At 68.9% G+C, this 16,588-nt stretch carries 14 protein-coding genes; 7 read left to right on the plus strand and 7 right to left on the minus strand.

Annotated elements, in window-relative coordinates; all coding sequences use genetic code 11:
• The first annotated feature begins 55 nt into the window (after positions 1–55).
• A complete protein-coding gene (locus ACWC94_RS17800; protein WP_450797508.1) occupies positions 56–1,108 on the plus strand; it encodes a hypothetical protein in 1,053 nt (350 codons plus the stop codon).
• Positions 1,109–1,955: 847 nt separating this feature from the next.
• Here ACWC94_RS17800 and ACWC94_RS17805 read toward each other — a convergent pair.
• A complete protein-coding gene (locus tag ACWC94_RS17805) occupies positions 1,956–2,498 on the minus strand; it encodes a GNAT family N-acetyltransferase (protein ID WP_450797510.1) in 543 nt (180 codons plus the stop codon).
• Between the two features lie 126 nt (positions 2,499–2,624).
• Positions 2,625–6,533, minus strand: coding sequence for a hypothetical protein (locus tag ACWC94_RS17810; RefSeq protein ID WP_450797511.1), 3,909 nt, complete (start codon positions 6,531–6,533; stop codon positions 2,625–2,627).
• Between the two features lie 214 nt (positions 6,534–6,747).
• On the opposite strand from ACWC94_RS17810, the gene ACWC94_RS17815 reads away from it, so the two are divergent.
• From ACWC94_RS17815 to ACWC94_RS17825, 3 genes are all read left to right on the plus strand, one after another.
• Entirely contained in the window at positions 6,748–7,014 is a 267-nt protein-coding gene (locus ACWC94_RS17815; RefSeq protein ID WP_450797512.1) for a hypothetical protein, read from the plus strand.
• A gap of 554 nt (positions 7,015–7,568) precedes the next feature.
• On the plus strand, positions 7,569–8,000 hold the full coding sequence (locus tag ACWC94_RS17820) for a type II toxin-antitoxin system prevent-host-death family antitoxin (RefSeq protein ID WP_450797513.1): 432 nt from the start codon (positions 7,569–7,571) through the stop codon (positions 7,998–8,000).
• Between the two features lie 345 nt (positions 8,001–8,345).
• Complete coding sequence (locus ACWC94_RS17825) at positions 8,346–8,678, plus strand: helix-turn-helix domain-containing protein (protein ID WP_450797514.1); 333 nt, start codon at positions 8,346–8,348, stop codon at positions 8,676–8,678.
• Between the two features lie 65 nt (positions 8,679–8,743).
• On the opposite strand, the gene ACWC94_RS17830 is transcribed toward ACWC94_RS17825, so the two are convergent.
• Both ACWC94_RS17830 and ACWC94_RS17835 read right to left on the minus strand, forming a co-directional pair.
• Positions 8,744–9,586, minus strand: coding sequence for a hypothetical protein (locus tag ACWC94_RS17830; RefSeq protein WP_450797515.1), 843 nt, complete (start codon positions 9,584–9,586; stop codon positions 8,744–8,746).
• A gap of 803 nt (positions 9,587–10,389) precedes the next feature.
• Positions 10,390–10,986, minus strand: a complete 597-nt coding sequence (locus ACWC94_RS17835) for a TetR/AcrR family transcriptional regulator (protein ID WP_450797516.1) — start codon at positions 10,984–10,986, stop codon at positions 10,390–10,392.
• 167 nt (positions 10,987–11,153) lie between these two features.
• Between ACWC94_RS17835 and ACWC94_RS17840 the strand changes: the two genes are divergently transcribed.
• The gene (locus ACWC94_RS17840) at positions 11,154–12,119 is read left to right on the plus strand and encodes an alpha/beta hydrolase family protein (RefSeq protein WP_450797517.1); all 966 of its coding nucleotides are present in this window, start codon (positions 11,154–11,156) and stop codon (positions 12,117–12,119) included.
• Positions 12,120–12,505: 386 nt separating this feature from the next.
• Here ACWC94_RS17840 and ACWC94_RS17845 read toward each other — a convergent pair whose 3' ends face one another.
• Positions 12,506–12,934, minus strand: coding sequence for a hypothetical protein (locus ACWC94_RS17845; RefSeq protein WP_450797519.1), 429 nt, complete (start codon positions 12,932–12,934; stop codon positions 12,506–12,508).
• Positions 12,935–13,186: 252 nt separating this feature from the next.
• Positions 13,187–13,612: a peptidoglycan-binding domain-containing protein gene (locus tag ACWC94_RS17850; protein WP_450797520.1), complete on the minus strand. Its 426-nt coding sequence runs from the start codon at positions 13,610–13,612 to the stop codon at positions 13,187–13,189.
• Between the two features lie 391 nt (positions 13,613–14,003).
• On the opposite strand from ACWC94_RS17850, the gene ACWC94_RS17855 reads away from it, so the two are divergent.
• On the plus strand, positions 14,004–14,945 hold the full coding sequence (locus tag ACWC94_RS17855; protein WP_450797521.1) for a hypothetical protein: 942 nt from the start codon (positions 14,004–14,006) through the stop codon (positions 14,943–14,945).
• Positions 14,946–15,304: 359 nt separating this feature from the next.
• Positions 15,305–15,598: a hypothetical protein gene (locus tag ACWC94_RS17860; RefSeq protein WP_450797522.1), complete on the plus strand. Its 294-nt coding sequence runs from the start codon at positions 15,305–15,307 to the stop codon at positions 15,596–15,598.
• A gap of 209 nt (positions 15,599–15,807) precedes the next feature.
• On the opposite strand, the gene ACWC94_RS17865 is transcribed toward ACWC94_RS17860, so the two are convergent.
• A complete protein-coding gene (locus tag ACWC94_RS17865) occupies positions 15,808–16,518 on the minus strand; it encodes a hypothetical protein (RefSeq protein ID WP_450797523.1) in 711 nt (236 codons plus the stop codon).
• Positions 16,519–16,588: the final 70 nt, after the last annotated feature.

Here is a 16,588-nt window from a genome sequence, read left to right on the forward strand (position 1 = left end):
ACGTTCCTCCGTCGAAGCCTGCGTCGGCTTCCGCGGCGGGGCCGGAGCCCGGGAGGTGCGTGGCGGCGTTTCCGAGGCCGGACGCGGGCAGGCCGCCCTGGACGATGATGTGGTCACCGCTGCCACCCTCGTCCGAGGCGGGGAGGCCGCCCTGGACGATGATGCGGTTGCCACCGCCGGGCTCACCGATACCGCCGGGACGCCGACCGATGTTCTCCTGGCTGCCTCCGCCGTTTCCGTCGCCCCCGCTGTCACCGCCGCCATGGCCACCACCGCCGCTGGGACGGTTGGTGTTCTCCGGGTCACCACCACCCTCACCACCGCCACCACCGCCGTCACCACCACCATGGCCACCACCCCCACTGGGACGGTTGGTGTTCTCCGGGTCACCACCACCCTCACCACCGCCACCACCGCCGTCACCACCACCATGGCCACCACCCCCACTGGGACGGTTGGTGTTCTCCGGGTCACCACCACCCTCACCACCGCCACCACCGCCGTCACCGCCGCCGTCGCCGCCGTCGCGGTCGTAGATGCCTCCGTGACCGAAGTGACCGGCGTCCCCACCACCGTCCCCGCCTACGCCGCCGAAGCCGCCGTGACCGCCTGCACCGCCGAAGCCGCCGTGCCCTCCGAGGTCGCCGAACCCACCCGCACCGAGACCGCCCTCACCGAAACCGCCAGTGCCCGGACCGCCGTCGCCGAAGCCACCGTCGGCGCCACCGAACCCGCCGTCGGCACCTCCGTCGAACCCGCCGCCGAAGTCACCGAAGCCCCCCTCGGCACCCCCGCCGAGCCCGCCGAGATCCGCGCCCGAGCCCTCGTTGCCGTACTCGCCGAATCCGCCGAGGTCACCAAACCCACCGAACTCACCGAACCCACCCGGTCCCCCTCCCGCCGCTTCGGCCGGAGACCGGTCCGGCAGCGGGCCGCCGAGCAGGCTGTGGGAACCGGTCGAGGGCGTGTCGAGGCCGCCGACACCCTCCTGGCCCTCGGCGGGAGCGGACAGGTCGGCCGGGTGGACCGGGGAGGCCGGGCCCCCGGCGTCGTGGTCGCCGGAGACCTGGTCCGCCGGGACGGTGTGGGTCGCGGCAACGTCGTGTGACGTGGAGACGTCGTGCGCCGTCGCGGAGACGTCGTGCGTGGGAACGGTGCCGCCGGTCGTGACGTCATGATGCGCCAGCGCATGCGCCGCGCTTCCGAAGAACAGGGACGACTTGGACAGTCGTGGGTCGAGAGCGGCTGGTCCCCCGTCGGTGCCGGACTCGACGCGGAGGGAGCGCAGTGCGGCGACCTGAGCGGGTGACAGGCCGAGTCTTCGCGCCACCTCTCCGGTGTCGCCGTCGAGTTCGGCACGGAAGGCCGGGTCGACGGCCAGGCGCGTCAGGGCAGCACGATATGCGTCGTCGGTCATTGGTCCGGTCTCCGTCGGTCGTCGGGCACTGATGCCGATCGCGGCGGAGCCGAGGATCCCCCCTGGTCGGCGGCAACTGCCCTTTCCGGCCATCCCCGCCGATACCTGCTGGAGACGTTATAGAGCCTGGGCATGGGCGGCGCAAGAGCAGCGAGCAGGGCAGTTGAGGGGTGTCGGGCACCCAGCCGCACCGCGTACGCACCGATCAGATATGGCCACCGCCCACCGGCATGTCGACAAAACATCGAAAAGCCGGAGCCGGCCGCATCCCGCCGAGCGACGCGATCCGTGACTGGCTCGAAGGTATCTCCGGCGCCTGCCGCCGAGCCACTGGCCTCGATCGGAGGGGCTGGCCCGGATCGTGGTCAGGGGTTTTCGAACCGGCCGCGGCGAGCGTGTCGACGAGCCGGGGGGCGTCCGGGCCCAGAACGACCGGACCGAACACGGCCGGCTCGCCCGTGGCCTCCCGGCATCTACCACGCAGTCACCACCCGGACACCACCCCGGGTCCGCTCTTCGGTGCCCAGGAGCTGCGCGATCAGACGGAGGTTCCTCCGCGGGAGATCCGGTACAGCACACACGGGCGAAGCGGCCCCTCGGGCACGCTCGGGTCCTCGAAGTCGTCGGCCGGGTCCCGGGTCATACCGATCCGGCGCATCACTGCCTGGGAGCGAAGGTTGTCGACTGTCGTCGTCGCGACCACTTCCGGCAGCCCGAGGGCCTCGAAGCCGAAGGCCAGGCAGGTCAGGGCGGCCTCGGTGGCGTAACCGTGCCCCCATGCCGAGCGCTTCAACCGCCAACCGATGTCGACCCCCGCGAACGGCATGTCCTCGCCCACCTCGTCCAAGCCGGCACGGCCGATGAACTCTCCGGTCTCCCGAACCTCGAGTGCCCACCAGCCAAAGCCTCGCTCGTCGAACTCGGCCCGCATGAGGGCCGCCGCGGCATCGCTCTGCTCTCGTGTGAGCAGTTCCCCTAGGTGTTCTCGGACCTCGGGATCGGCGTTCATCGCCGCCCACGGTTCGAGGTCGGACTCCCGCCAGCGGCGGAGCAGCAGACGGTCGGTTCGCAGCTCCGGCATGCCGCCCAGCCAACCCGAACCGGATCGGGGTGTCGACCGGTTATGTCGAGCCCTGCGGTGCTCGCCGCGCGGATCCTCACGTCCCACACCACCCGACGGGACGGCATCGCGTCCGCTGCCGGCCGGTCAGCTGCCCGCCGTGACAGACAGTTGTGGATCTTGGTGCAGCTCAGGCCACGGCCCGCCGCAGCGCATCCGGGCATGGAGGCGCAGACGAGCTGTAACCGTCTGCCGTACGACCGACGGGAGCTCCTCGCGATCGGCGAGGGCGCGGAACCACGGTGGAGGGGTCGTCAGGGAGATTTCGTGCAGCTGCGCGAAGACCTCCACGGTCTTTCGCGCCAAGGCCGGCTCGCCAGAGGTGAGGGTCACGACGAGCCGTTTGCGACCGGTGGTGCCGAGCTTGTCCATGAGAGTGACCAGAAGTGCCCTCAGGCGGGCGGCCAGATCGTTGGTGAGGCTGGTCGGATGCGGCGTGTACGTCCGTAGTCGAGAGGACAACTCCCCAAGGCCGCTGGCTGCTTCCGCGGGGGCGACCGCCGCGATGCGCTTGAGAAGCCAGCCCAGCTCGCGCACGTTGACGCTGATGTATGTGTCCATGGAGCCGTCTTCCGGCAGGACCAGCTCGAACAGGGTGCGGAACGCCAGGTCCCGCTCCTCCTTCTTGTCGACGGGGGCGAGCCGGCCCCACATCACTGCCACGACGTGGCGGACAAGATGCTGTTCCTCGGATCCGGGGTCGCCCGGGCCGGAGTCCGGCATGAGCGCTGTCAGGTGATCCAGCAGGGGGATCGCGTCCGCGTACGTCCAGGCATCGGCTTGTGCGGCGGACTCGGCCATGTGCAGGACAGCCGTATGCAGGGGTTGGCCGGGCATGGTCTGCTCCAGGATGCCCACAAGGTCCGCCGGCGCCGGCGGCAGCCATCCGGCGTGGTCGGTCAGTGCCCGCCACAGCCGGTACCCCTCCCGCTTGCTGCCCTTGTCGTCCGTCGAGCACAATCCGTGGATCAGCTCGCGGAGCCGCCGCTGGTCGACGGGTGACGGTGGGTTGCCGTGTTGTCCAGCGGTGTCGACGGCCGTGGTGAGGAACGAGGTCCGCTTCGTGAGCGCGGCTTCCGTGATCAGGTAGCCCAGCATCTCCGGGTGATCGCCGACCACGTCCGTGAACGCCGTCCTGATGGCGCCCTGTGCGGCTGCGGTGGCCGGCATGGACCGGACCTCGCTGTTGCCCGCCCACTGCTCAAGAGCATGCAGCGCACCAGAGTGCCCGGCGACCGCGGCAGGCACCAGAAGCGCGGCAAGGCCTTCGGCATTCAGCCACAACTCCATCGGAACACCGGCCGGCAGAAGCTCCAGGAGAACAGCCGGGGCGGGAGACGCCTGTGCGACCGCATCCGCGAACCAAGCGGGCACAGCACGGCGTCGGCCCTCATGGGCGGGGGAGGGCAGCAGCCCCAGTGCATCGCGGCAGACCCTGCGCAGATGGCGGTCAAACGCACTCGTGGCACCGCCGCGGCGCAAGGCGGGAACCAGCACATGGTCCGAGGCCGCAGTCTGCGCTGCCGGGCTGGGCAGGTCGACCAGCAGACCGACCACCTCCTGGGCCGCGGGCTCCTCGAGCCGTCTGGCCACGAGACCTGCCCCGTGCAGGTGAGCACGCTCCAATGCCTGGTTCAGCGGAGCGGACAGGACGAGCCGGATCACTTCCAGGAGCTCCTCCTGCGGCAACGAGGCCTGGCATGCGGCCCACAGCGCACCCACGGCCTGTTCCACCGGCTCCAGATACAGGCTCTTCTTGCTCCCCGGCGCCCGGTCCTCGAGCAGCCCCTCAAAACATTCCAGAGCCGCACGCTGCGCCTTCGCGCGGTCGCGGGGATCTTGGACGCGCCGGGCCTCCTCAGCGGCAGCCCGTACGACGTCCGCGGCGACGTCGTACTTGCGAGCGGCGACCATCCGCCGGCAGACGGCGCCCATCCATGCCAGCGACTGGTCGGTGTCGTACGGGAAGGCGGCGCGCAGGAGGCCCAGGAAGCGTTCCTTGTGGGTGCTCAGCTCCTGCGCCGGCATACCGATCAGCCAGCCGAGCCGGTCCTCTTCGTCCAGGAACTCGATCGCGGAAGGCGGGTGCTGGTGAAGCAGGCGACGTACCGCCTCCAGCAGTTGCAGGCGCACGGTCCTGCTGCCTCGGTAGCCTGCTTCACCCGTGATTTCCCAGACCGCTTCCAGGTCGCTGACCCACCGGTCGGCCGCGTGGTGCCGATGGCCGGGCAGCACCTTCAGGAAGCGTTTGACGGCTTCCGGGGGTAGTGTGCGCAGTTCCTCTCGGGCGGTCCCGGTCACCTTGCCCGGTGAGCGCAGCTGGGCGTAGAACTCGATACCGACCGGCGCCAGGCGCTTGTCCCGCAGGAGCAGCTCAAGCAGTTCGTCGGACGTCCCCGGGGATTCGCGGGGCACCAGCTGGCCTGCCACGGCTGCCAGGACCAGGTCGTCCGGGTGCTTCAGCATCCGCTCGATCAGCTCACGGCCGCGCTGTGCGGTCCGCAGATAGTCGGCGACCATGTACTCGAAGAACGTCTGGTGGAAGAAGCGGACCGAGGACGTCTCGGGGATGGCCGCGACCAAGCCACGACGCCGGAGCTCGTCCAGGTCGATGGTGATGTCGTCCCATGACTTGTCCGGAAGCAGTTCCTCCAAGTGGTGCCCGTCCCTGCGGACATCCACTTCCAGGGTGTTGGCGGCGAGCATGTACCGGGCCAGCGCTCTGGCCGTGTCCAGCACGCTCCGGTCCGCGTACCGGCCTGCGGAGTGGTCCCCTTCCCCGGCTCGTGTGTCGTGGTGCACGCGCCGCCGTCGAAGCTCGTCGAAGAGGGAAGCGACGTCGATATCCTTGATGGGCGGGTCAGGTGCGTAGATGTCGAACAGCAGCCGCAGGTACAGCGGGTTGTCGCACACTTCCCGCAGCGGGAGGTCCCGGTAGACGGCGTCCGTGATGTCCTCTTCCAGACGCTCGGCGGCGCCCGCCCCGTACAGACGGTCCGGGCAGAACACCCGGCTGTGCCGTGCGATGGCGTCGCTGCGCTCACTGGGGCTGTACCAGCCCAGCATCAGCTGGGGCCGCAGGTAGGCATCCCTGCGCTGGGGTGGTGTCGCGCTCGGCTCCGGCGTGGACGCCTCCGCTGCCTCGGCCGCGGTCTCGTCGCCTTCGAGCGTCTCGAACGGCAACTGCATGGCCTCACCCGGCCGGCAGGAGACCACCACCGAGATCCCGGCCCGCCTCGTTGCCTCCAGCAGCTTCACCACGAGCTCTTGTCCTTCGCCGCTGTGCATCAGCAGGTCGAGCGTGTCCACGAGCAGGACAGGCGTCACACGTGTCGCTTCGCAGAACCGGACCGCGTCGATGATCTCGTCGACGGTCAGCGCCGTGGGCACGTCGGCCGCATCCGTGCGCAGACCGTCGAGAAGATGCGTCGCCTTGATGAACAGCGCTTCCGTGCCGGGCCGTTGGGACAAGGTGCGCTGCAGGCTCCACAGCACGGTGGTCTTGCCGGAACCGGGCTCGCCGGCGACAAGCTGCGCACAGCGCTCTGGAACGGCGGCGAGAACGATGTCTTCCACGCCTCTGACCACGTGGAGCTCCTCAAGCCGGATCCCCTGCCGGAACCTGGCTCCGGGCTCCATCACGACCGCCAGGTCACGCATCGCCTGCGCGGTCAGTCGGCGAAGCCGGCTGAGGGAACCTTCTCCAGGAGCGTGCGCCGCCTTGCGCAGGCCGTCCAGGTACTGCGGCGTCAGCCGGCGGAACACGGCCGTCTTCTCTGGCGGCCAGTCCTTGTCCAGGCCTTTGTCCACGATTCTGCGCCGCAGGGCGACGACGACGTTCGACAGCGACTCGGCGCTCATCGGGACGCTCTTGCCCTGGAACCAGTCACCGAGGGTGGAGTGTCCAACGCCCGACTCCCGGCTGATCACCTGGTACGTAGGCCGGTTCGCCAGCTCACGCAGGGACGTCAGCGCGGTGACGAAGTCTTCCTGCACGGTACGGAAACCCCCCTTGTCTCTTGCCCACTTCTTCCTACCGCACCGCGGCACCGGTCCGCCCCGGATCCGGCCGGAAAAATCCGGGCACTGCTGTGACCTGCGGATTCGGCCCCTGATACGGGAACGTCCGACGCCGGACGCCTCCGGAGACGGCCGGATGGGTGTCAGACGCCGCCCGGCGTCCGACACCCGTCATGGAAGGAGCGGTACCGTGCTCGACTCCGTCATCGCCGCCGCACCCTCGGCCACCTGCCACGCGTCACAGCCCATGGATCGGCTTCTGGCCGTGATGCCGTGGATCGCGATCGTGATCCTGATCAGCCTCGTCACCGGCCTGGCCGTTACCTGGATCAGCCTCAAGGCCGACGACAACCGATGGGAGGCGACGCGGCACGGGCTCACAGCCGCCATCACGTCCTTCGGACCCCTGCTGGCCGTAGTCACACTGGTGAGCACCTTGCTGACGACGTGCCACTGACCGCGGTCGATCCCCATACCAGGAGGTCCGTCGCCCCCGGGTCGGTCATCGCGTGCGGATGGATGAGCCCGCCGCAGCGCGTTCCTGAAGCGGGCGGGTGCCGCCCCGGTCTCTGAAGCCGGTTGTACAGGGTCCGCGTCCCTGGTCCGGGCCGACGCGCCTGCCAGGCGGTCCGTGCCGGCGCCACCGTCAGCACACGGACCGCCAGCCCCGGAGGACCGCCCGCCCCGAACGCCAGCGGTGCCGGCAGGCACATCGCCGTGAGCGCACGCACCGACACCTGGCGCGGCCTCGTGGCCGACAGCACGCACCACGCGACCCGCGCCGCGAACAGCACACCTGCCGAGGTCGCCGCGGGCAGCAGCGCTCGCGGCCGATACGGCGACGGGGCGCGCGCCTGTCACCTCAGGGCACCGGCCTGCGCGAGGGCCAGGGCCGCGGACGCAGAAACAACTGGCCGGGAATCTCCACACACTCGCGCACACGACCAGCGTCCGGCTTCTCGCACTCACGGCCGCGATACCCACTCCCGGACCCGGGTAGCGTCGGTGCCCATGGACGTGGAACTGATAGACGGAGAGCCCGAGTTCGGCCGACTGATCGCCGAGGTCGAGGAGACCGGCGAGCGCGTCCGGCTCACCGCGGACGGCGAGCCGGTGCAAGTCCTGCTGCCGGCAGCCGAGCTGGCGGCACTGGAACACTGGGCCGCACGTCACAACAAGGGCGAGCGGCCGGAGGACGAGCCGGCACACGAGTACCCGCCGGGGCCGACGGCGTACGGCCCCTATATCGGCTACGGCCATCCGCACGGCGGGATGACGCTCACCCGGGGCCACATCGTCGTGGCCGAGTTGCGCGACGTGGAAACGGTGGCGTGGCTGGAGGAACAAGCGATGTACGGGCGTCAGGGGTACATGGGACCGAAGCAGTCGGCGGCGTTCGCCGAGTTCCTCGCCCGTCAGCCACCAGGCGGCGACGAGCACTGAACGGCGAACCGATCAGGCGGCACTCGCCGACGAGCGGTAACGCGCGAGGTACGGCCGGATGCGCGATCGGAGCCGCCACTCACACCCTGCGCCGGTCGGGAGGGCTGATCCAACGCCCCCGCCGGCCCGCACCCGCACGGGCCGCAGGAGGCCATGCGAAACGCTCACTGACCCGACAGGGTGACTTTGCGTCAGTTCGCGGAGGCGTTGCCGCAGGTCAGAGACCCTTGCAGAGGATGTTGCGGGTACTTTTTCCACCAGCCGTGTTTTTAGTCATAGCTAAAGGTGGCATCCTCATGGGGTGGCAACAAGCGTTGCCTCTCCTTGAGTTGGGGGTGCTGCACCATGGGCATTTTCGCCCGTGACGAGAGCCGGACGAACTTAGCGGCTGCCCGGATAGCGAGGGACGCCACGGCCTCCCTGGCCGGCCTGCTGACGGGTCTGGGCAAGACCCGCTCCGATCTGGCGGCAGCGATGGGCGTCAGTCCGGGCCGCGTCAGCCAGATCATGTCCGGTGACGCGAACCTGACGGTCCGGACACTGGCCGCCGTAGCGGAGGCACTGGATGCCGACGTGCAGATCACCTTCCGTGCCCGACCTCAGTCAGCGGACGCGAGTGCCCGCGACAGCACCGACGCACAGCCCTACAGGAGCAGCGGGCTGCCCGCCCACCGCTGAGCGTGAGAGTCGGCGCGTGGGTCCCAAAGCCATCCCTCGGCAACGGACCACTGTGCCGTTTTCCTTCAGCGGGTCAGCCAGCGGTCGAACCAGCGGCGCTGCGGTGGCAGCGCCGGATGGTGGAAGGCGTCGTTGGACGTCGCCTTCGCCCGCAGGGCCCGGAGCTCTTCGTCCTCGCTCCGGCGGCCGTGAACGTACGCGAAGCGCAGCAGGTGTCCGCACTGTGCGAGGGCCGTGCCGAACGCCTGCCGCCGTGCGATGAGTTCATCATCCGTCGGCTCACGCCCAACCTGACGGCATGCCTCGTCGAGACGGGTCTGCACGTCCAGCGCCGCGTCGAGCGCCTTCTCGACATCCGCGTAGATGGCGTTGACCGTCTTGGTCTCGGCGGCGAGCGGATGCCGTTCCAGCAGGTACAGCTTGAGGTCGTGGACGAACACCCGGAGCTGGGCCGAGGTTTCCACGCCGTGAAGGAAGCGGTCCGACCAGGTACAGGCGTCGAGGTGCACACGCTGCACCAGCCGCTCCCTGGCCAAAGCGATACCCAGCGTCATGAACTTGACGTACGGCTGAGCGGTCTCGTCCTGTCTGCGTCGGGGTAGCGCGGTGGCTCCCGTAGCGGCACCCGCGATCACCGGAGGAATCGACGCCGCGTGCGGCAGCAGCGCCACCGCGCCGGCCGCCACCACACCCATCAGCGCCAGCACGAGCAGCATCAGACCGGACGACGCCCAACTGCCCAGCAGCCGTCCCTTGCCCGAGAACTCCCGTGCCAGCCCGACCCACGCGATGACCGCGCTCACAGCGGCCGGTAACGCGTAATCAGCCAGCCAGGCATGATGCCAACTCATCGACGGCGCCCCCAGGACATCGCACGAACAGGCCGGACCGACATCAGCGTGCGGCAAGCCAAGCAGAGCTCCTTCCCGGCACGTCACACCAGCGCACAGTCCTCTCGCCGCACACCAGACGTCGAGAGCTGCCGCGAGTAGAGCTGATGATGTCAGTCGGCACGAGACCACGCCGTTACTTTGAGCAACAATCGGCCAGCGTGTCCGGACCCCGGCGGTACGACAGGCGGCGTGCCGAGGGTCTGGCCGCGTTGATCCGAGGTGCCTTTCCGAGGGTTTGGGCGCAGCGACGCGAGGGACGCGCCAGGACGTCAGTTCGTTGCCGCTGAGTCGGGAACTGTCATCGGGGGCTGAGCGTCTGACATGTCGTAGTGGGGACATTGTGCTGTCACAGCCAGTGATTGGTGCCCCTCCCGCCGACCCCGGGCGGTGGCGCTCTGCCATGAGCGCCAACTTGTTCTCTCCCAGAGATGGGAGGGGCCAAGTGAGCGGATGAATAGATGATCAACGATGTTTGTCACGTCCTGCAGTCGGTCCCATGGGACTCACTGACTCCGGTAATGGCTCCGATTCTCACGGCATGGCTGCAACGCAGGAATCACTCTGGCGTTCAGATCGTTGAGGTCAGGTGCTCCTCAAAGGACGAGGAGGGTGAGGGCCGATGCCCTCACTGCCGTCGGCACCGATGACGAGGTGGGTCTCGGATGAGATCCGCCTCCTGCCCGGCTCACTAGGGCGTTGAGCCGTGCACAGAGTCCCGGGGTTGCCCGGGACTCTCTCTTTGTCACCGCCGCCGGTATGCAGCGACGGACGCGGCGACGGCGTGGCCGCCATGAGGAGCGACGGCACCGGCTCCGGGATCAGGACGCGGGAGGTCGCCGAAGACCCCCGAGGAGGAGAGCGATCAGGCGCCGGGGGTCGTAGCGGGGGTCGTTGTCGCGTCCGATACAGAGGTTGCCGATGCCGCGCATCAGCTCGTACGGCTGCGTGCCGGGTCTGATGTCGCCGGCCTCGACCGCGGCGTCGAGCAGTTGGGCACAGACGGGCAGCAGGCGGTCGAGGAAGTAGTCGTGCAGCGCGGCGAAGCGGTCACTGTCGGACTGCAGGGCGTCGGCGAGTCCGTGCTTGGTGACCAGGAAGTCGACGAAGAGGTCGATCCACTGGCGCAGCGCGTCGAACGGGGAGGCGGCACTGGCCAGCAGGCTCGGGCCGGCCTCGGCGCATTCCTCGATCTGGTGGCGGTAGACGGCGGTGACGAGATCCGCCCGGGTCGGGAAGTGACGGTAGATCGTGGCCATCCCGACACCCGCCCGGGCCGCGATCTGGCGGATCGGCGCGTCGACGCCGGAGGTGACGAACACCTCGGCGGCGGCAGCGAGCACCGTCTGCCGGTTGCGCTGCGCGTCGGCCCTCTTGCCTCGCGACGGCGAATCCCCTGCAGGGCTCTCGGTGACCATCACGCAGTCCTTCTCCATTGATTGACAAAACGGAGCATCGCTCCGGATACTAAATGGAGCGGCGCTCCGCTTCAGGTTACCCGAGCGGGCCGCTCCCGACCGCCCTGTCCGTCGCCGGTCGCAGGAGACCAGCGGACGGCAGGTGCCACCGAAAGGGAATCCACATCGTGAGCACATCCGCTTCCACCAGCGCCGACGCCTTGGGCACGCCCGTCCCGGTGCTGTCCTTCAGCCCCGTGGTCCTGTCCGTACCCGGACGCCCCGTGGACCTCCAGGTACGGGTCTCCGCACCCGCGATCGGCACCGGCCTCCCCGTCATCCTCCTCTCCCACGGTCACGGCCCCTCCAACAACCTCTCCTCACTCAACGGCTACGCGCCACTCGCCAACTTCTGGGCCGCCCACGGATTCACCGTCGTCCAGCCCACCCACCTCACCTCCCGGACACTGAGCCACCTGGTCGCCGACGCACCCGGCGCACCCGACTTCTGGCGCTCGCGCGCCGAGGACATGACCCACATCCTCGACCGGCTCGACGTGATCGAGCGCACCGTGCCGCAACTCGCGGGACGGATCGACCCGACCAAGATCGCCCTCGTCGGACACTCGCTCGGCGGCTTCACCGCCTCGCTCCTGCTGGGCGCCGGGCTCAACGACCCCGACACCGGGAACGTGGTACACCTCGCCGAGCCCCGGATCAAGGCGGGCGTACTGCTCGCCGCACCCGGCAGAGGTGGCGAAGTCCTCAACGGGCCCATGGCGGAGCAGTGGCCGGTCATCGGGGCCGTCGACTTCTCCACCATGACCGCACCCGCGCTGGTCGTCGTCGGCGACAAGGACGACTCCAGGCACTTCACAGACATGGGGCCGGACTGGCACGCCGACCCCTACACCCTCGCCCCCGGCCCCAAGGCCCTGCTCACCCTGTTCGACGCGGAGCACGGGCTCGGCGGGATCGCCGGATACGACGCCGCCGAGACCACGGACGAGAACCCCGGGCGAGTCGCCGCCCTCGCCCGGCTCACCGCGGCCTACCTCCGCACCCGGTTCGACCCCGGCGCCCCCGCGTGGCAGACCGTGTGCGAGGAACTGACGAACGGACCCGACGCGGTGGGACGGGTCGAATCCAAGTAGGCCCTGCGCCCCCACAGGCGCCGTGCCGGGCGAGGCGGACGGGGCGCACGGGGACGGTCAGCGGGCTCGTACTCGGCGACGGCGTCCGGCCGGTCGGCCGCCACGGTGTGACGCGCCTCGGCACACAAGGCCCTCAGCCGTGATCGGCTGCCTCCGCACCCTGCTGCTCGTTGAAGATGATCTCTTATGGGCTGCAGGCAGGACCACGGTGTGGCCGTTGTCGGCCTCGATCACGGGCTGTACAGCCATACGCCCCTCGCCGGACTCGGCCACCTGCGCGCCTATGGCCCTCTGCACACGAAAAGGTGGGCACCCGGACGGGGGCCCACCTTCGCGGCGCCGGTGTCATGGGCCGACGTCACCTGTCCACTGGCGCGCAGGCGCGCTCAGAGAACGACGACGGTCGACTCGCGGGCGTAGCTGAACCCGTCGTTGTCGAAATAGAAGACGGTGACCTTGACCTTGTCTCCCTTGACGAAGTACGAACCCTGGGCCGTGCGCATGGTCACCTGGGCGATGTGGTTGTCGGCGTCACAGACCAGCTTGTCCTTCTTGATCGTGCCGGCGGCGTTGCCCTCGCGATGGCTGCCCGTGGCGAGCGTCCTGGCATTGGCCACGAGCTCGTGGTCCATGCCCGGGTCACAGGAGTAGGTGACCTTCACCTGGACGTTCGGCTTGTGGAACGCCACATTGTCGATGGTCAGCACGTTGGCCTTCGCCGCTGCCATGGGGGCAGCCGCGAGGACACCCGCACCGACCATCAGGGCAGTGGCCGCGGTCCCGGCAAGGCGTCGCCGGATACTGGTCGACTTCATCGATTCTCTTCCTTCCCCCTGCACGGTCACCCTTGGTCTGAAGCGTGGAGAAATCTCCAACTTGGCGGGTGACTGCAACAGTTGATCGATTCTGGACCCGAATCCTACGTGATCTTCCGTGCGAGTGGCGGGTGATGGCCTGCCCGCCGGCGCCGCACTGCCGCGCAGGAGGGCGCGTCCCCACACAGACACGACAGGGCCCCGCCGAAGCGGAGCCCTGCGGAGTGTGGTTGAGCGGACGCCTGCTGCCGACTACCAGGTGGTGGGCAGGTAGTTGTAGCAGTAGGCGGACCTGGTGCCCTGGTGCGAGGCGTCGTTGGGCATGTTGGAGCCGGTGTAGTACGGGTCACCGTGCGACATGATCGCGTTGCCGGTCTGCCGACCGACGACGCCGTCCTGCGTCAGCCCCATCTCGCCCTGGAACTCCTTGATGGCCGCCCGGGTGGCGGGCCCGAAGGCGGAGTCCTCGGCGATCTGCGGCGCGTCGGAGCCGGACGTGTGGAGCCAGTAGTTGATGTTGTGCTGGACACACCACACCGCAGCGCCGCTGTTCGGGTAACCGGAGCCGATGTCGGAGGCACCCGTGCTGGCGCTGGCCGAGGTGGCGACGCCGATCAGCGCGGCGCCGGTCATGGCGGCGACCATACCACCCTTGACGATCTTGGACTTGAGGCTCATGAGACTTCCCCCGTCTGCGAGTTGTGATGCCCGAATCCCTCGGACTGTCACGAGGCTCGCACAAAATGATCATGAACTCAACACGCATAGATGCAGCGGCAGGGGGCGGCAACCAGAGCGAAGGGCCGAGTAGTTGCGGGCGCGGAGCCTCGTTCGCAGCGGGGACCGGGCGACGGTGGCTGGAGCCCCGGACAGTGAAGGGGTCCTCGGCGCGGGCAAGGGGCTGGTCGGCTCCGGCGGAGTTCCGGGTGCGGGTGCGGGCGGAGTGGTCGGCGAGTTGGACGGTGGGGGCCGGTCCCGTCTCTTGTGGGAAGCGGCTGCCGTATCGTTACGGCTCATGTGGCCAGGAGAGCAGTCGTCGAGGGACGGACAGAACCCGCAGCAGCCCCCGGTGGGAAGTCCGTCCAACCCGTACCAGCAGCCTGGCCCGCCGAACCCGTACCAGCAGCCCGGTCCCGGCCCGTACCAGCCGAACTCCTACCAGCAGCCCCACCCCTGGCAGACGCCCACACAGCCGGCCGCCGGCGCACCGGTGCCCCCACCGGCGGGTGGCGGCCGCAACCGGACCGGACTCGTCGCCGTCATCGCCGCGGCAGCCGTCGTGCTCGCCGCCGGCGTCACCGGATTCCTCGTGCTCGGCGGCCACGGGCACGACGAGCCCGGCCCGAAGCCGACCAACACCACATCGCCGTCGCGGAGTTCCGCCGCCTCCCGGGGGCCCGTCACCCCGACCGCCACGGTCAAGGGCTGGAAGGTCGTGACGAACCCGACCCAGCACATCGCCTTCGATGTCCCGCCCCAATGGGAGACCCAGTCCCCCAGCTGGGTCACGTACGTCTCCAAGGACGGGGACCCGGATGACAAGCCGCTCATCGCGATACGCAATGTCGCGATGCTGCAGAAGAAGTGGTGTTCCTCGGACGACAACCGGGACGGCACGTTGGAGAACACCCCGCTGGCCCAGGTGGGCACGAGGGGCAACAACGGTTACGGAAGCACGCGGGAGATCGCCGGCTCCGACTCGCGGACCTGGGTGTACGGGGCGTACGCCCAGCCGGACAAGAAGAAGGTGAGGACCGGCACCGTCGAGTCGTTCACCACGAACTCCGGGCTCAAGGGCACTCTGGGCACCGCCTGGTCCGTAGGCGCGAAGAAGTCCGAGAAGTGCGCCACGGACGGGAAGGCATGGGTCTTCGGCTTCAAGAACAGTGCCGGGGATCTGGTCTCCTGGTCGTTCTTCGGCGCCAAGAACGTGGCCGCCGAGGTACCGGACGCGACCATTCGGAAAATCGCCTCCACGGTACGGCTTTACGAGGCCCCGTCGAGCTCCTGACCCCACACACGGCTTGATCTCCCGGACTGTCATGTTTCGACGGTGCCGCCTGGCAGGTCTGCCGAGAACGGGGCAAGCAGGGCCGCGGTCGCCGGTGCGGACGGCACACCGGTCCGGGTCGTGAGCCGGTACCGGTCAGTTGCCGTCAGGGTGACCACTTCCTGGATCGCCTCGACGCGTACTCCGCTGAGCACCGGCAGACACTGGTTCACAGGGGAGGCGACACCAGGTCGCTCGCCATCCAAGATCATGAAACTCGGCGCGCCGAGGGGTGATTTCGGACATTTCTCACTAATCTCCGTTTGCTGTAAGGAGTCGACCCTTCACTCATCGATCCACATCGCCTCACCGGAGATGACATGTACAAGCTTCGCAAGGCCGCCGTCCTGGTCGCCGCCCTCAGCAGCGTCGGCGTGCTGACCGCCGGCACCACCCACGCCGCAGGCTGGGGCCGAGGCGACGGCCACGGGGGCAACCGATACAGCGTCCAGCAAAGCACCCAGTGCAAGTCCCACGACCTGAACATCGACGTCCTCGGCGCGGTCGGGCTGGTCAACGGTCTGCTGGGCAACGGGCTCAACGGCGAGGGCGACGCGGGCAGCCAGGGCACCCACCTGGGCTCGACGATGGGCTGCAACAACAGCGCCTTCTAGACGGGCCCTTGGCGCCACCAGAGGTCACAGGCGGTCAGCGAACGGCTGACCGCCTGGCTGGTACGGAAGCCACCACTGGCGGGTCTCTCATCCGCCACCAACTCGGCGACGGATGACGTGGAATTCACCCAGCGCCGCTTCTGATCGGATCGTTGCGGGGGCGGGGGCGGAGACGACGTGGGTTCGCGCAGGTTGACGACGGCAAGGGATCAGTTCTGGTTGACCGGCCAGACTGCCGCCGGATCGCAGTGGTCCGGACAGGCGAGCAGGTAGACCTCGTTGCCGAGGAACAGCCAGTAGGTATCGGGACTGATGCTGTAGGGCTGCTCCGGCCGGCCGGGCCGGATGGCGAACCGCATGTGCTCAGGCACCTGGCAGATGTACATCAAGTCCGCGCCGCACGAGCACCGGTAGTACTCGGGATCCTGAGCCCAGGACGGCGTACCGCCCACCTTGAACGTCTGGGCTCCCAGTCCTCGCGCATCAGGGGTGTCGGCGAAGGGGTGCAGGGTCAGCGGCAGGGCGCACACGGATGGTTCGGGCTCCGCCGCCGCACGCGTTGCGTTGCGCTGGAGCAGCACGCGCCAGAACGGACGTGGGTAGGGCGGCTGCGGAGCGTCCCAGTACCGCGGGACGAGCCGGCCGGCGGCGGTCTCCGGTTCGGATGCGTCGTTGTGCATGCTGCAGTGGAAGACCAAGAGGTGGTCTCCGCCGAAGTGCTCCAGGTCTGCCGGTAGGTCGAGCTGGAAGAACAAGGTCATGCGAATGCCGCAAAAGCACTCCGGCCACTCCTGGGCTTCATCGAGGAAGGGCCAACCGCCCACCGAGTTCCGCATCGGCTGTTCCAGCGGCTCGGTTCCGATCTCGATCGCATGGGCAGGCAGCACCGCCTGCGTCTTCCTCACCTCAGGTTCGAGCATCCACACACCCTAAGGGGGCCCTTGTGACAGCTGATCACAGGTGAGGTGGTCCGGGTGCGGGCGGTGTGAC

The organism is Streptomyces sp. NPDC001135 (assembly GCF_053598395.1).

Coding starts and splice junctions, on each gene's coding strand:
- ACWC94_RS17845 (WP_450797519.1), bottom strand. CDS start 12,934: ATGAAGTCGACCAGTATCCGGCGACGCCTTGCCGGGACCGCGGCCACT.
- ACWC94_RS17835 (WP_450797516.1), bottom strand. CDS start 10,986: ATGGTCACCGAGAGCCCTGCAGGGGATTCGCCGTCGCGAGGCAAGAGG.
- ACWC94_RS17860 (WP_450797522.1), top strand. CDS start 15,305: ATGTACAAGCTTCGCAAGGCCGCCGTCCTGGTCGCCGCCCTCAGCAGC.
- ACWC94_RS17865 (WP_450797523.1), bottom strand. CDS start 16,518: ATGCTCGAACCTGAGGTGAGGAAGACGCAGGCGGTGCTGCCTGCCCAT.
- ACWC94_RS17820 (WP_450797513.1), top strand. CDS start 7,569: ATGGACGTGGAACTGATAGACGGAGAGCCCGAGTTCGGCCGACTGATC.
- ACWC94_RS17805 (WP_450797510.1), bottom strand. CDS start 2,498: ATGCCGGAGCTGCGAACCGACCGTCTGCTGCTCCGCCGCTGGCGGGAG.
- ACWC94_RS17825 (WP_450797514.1), top strand. CDS start 8,346: ATGGGCATTTTCGCCCGTGACGAGAGCCGGACGAACTTAGCGGCTGCC.
- ACWC94_RS17850 (WP_450797520.1), bottom strand. CDS start 13,612: ATGAGCCTCAAGTCCAAGATCGTCAAGGGTGGTATGGTCGCCGCCATG.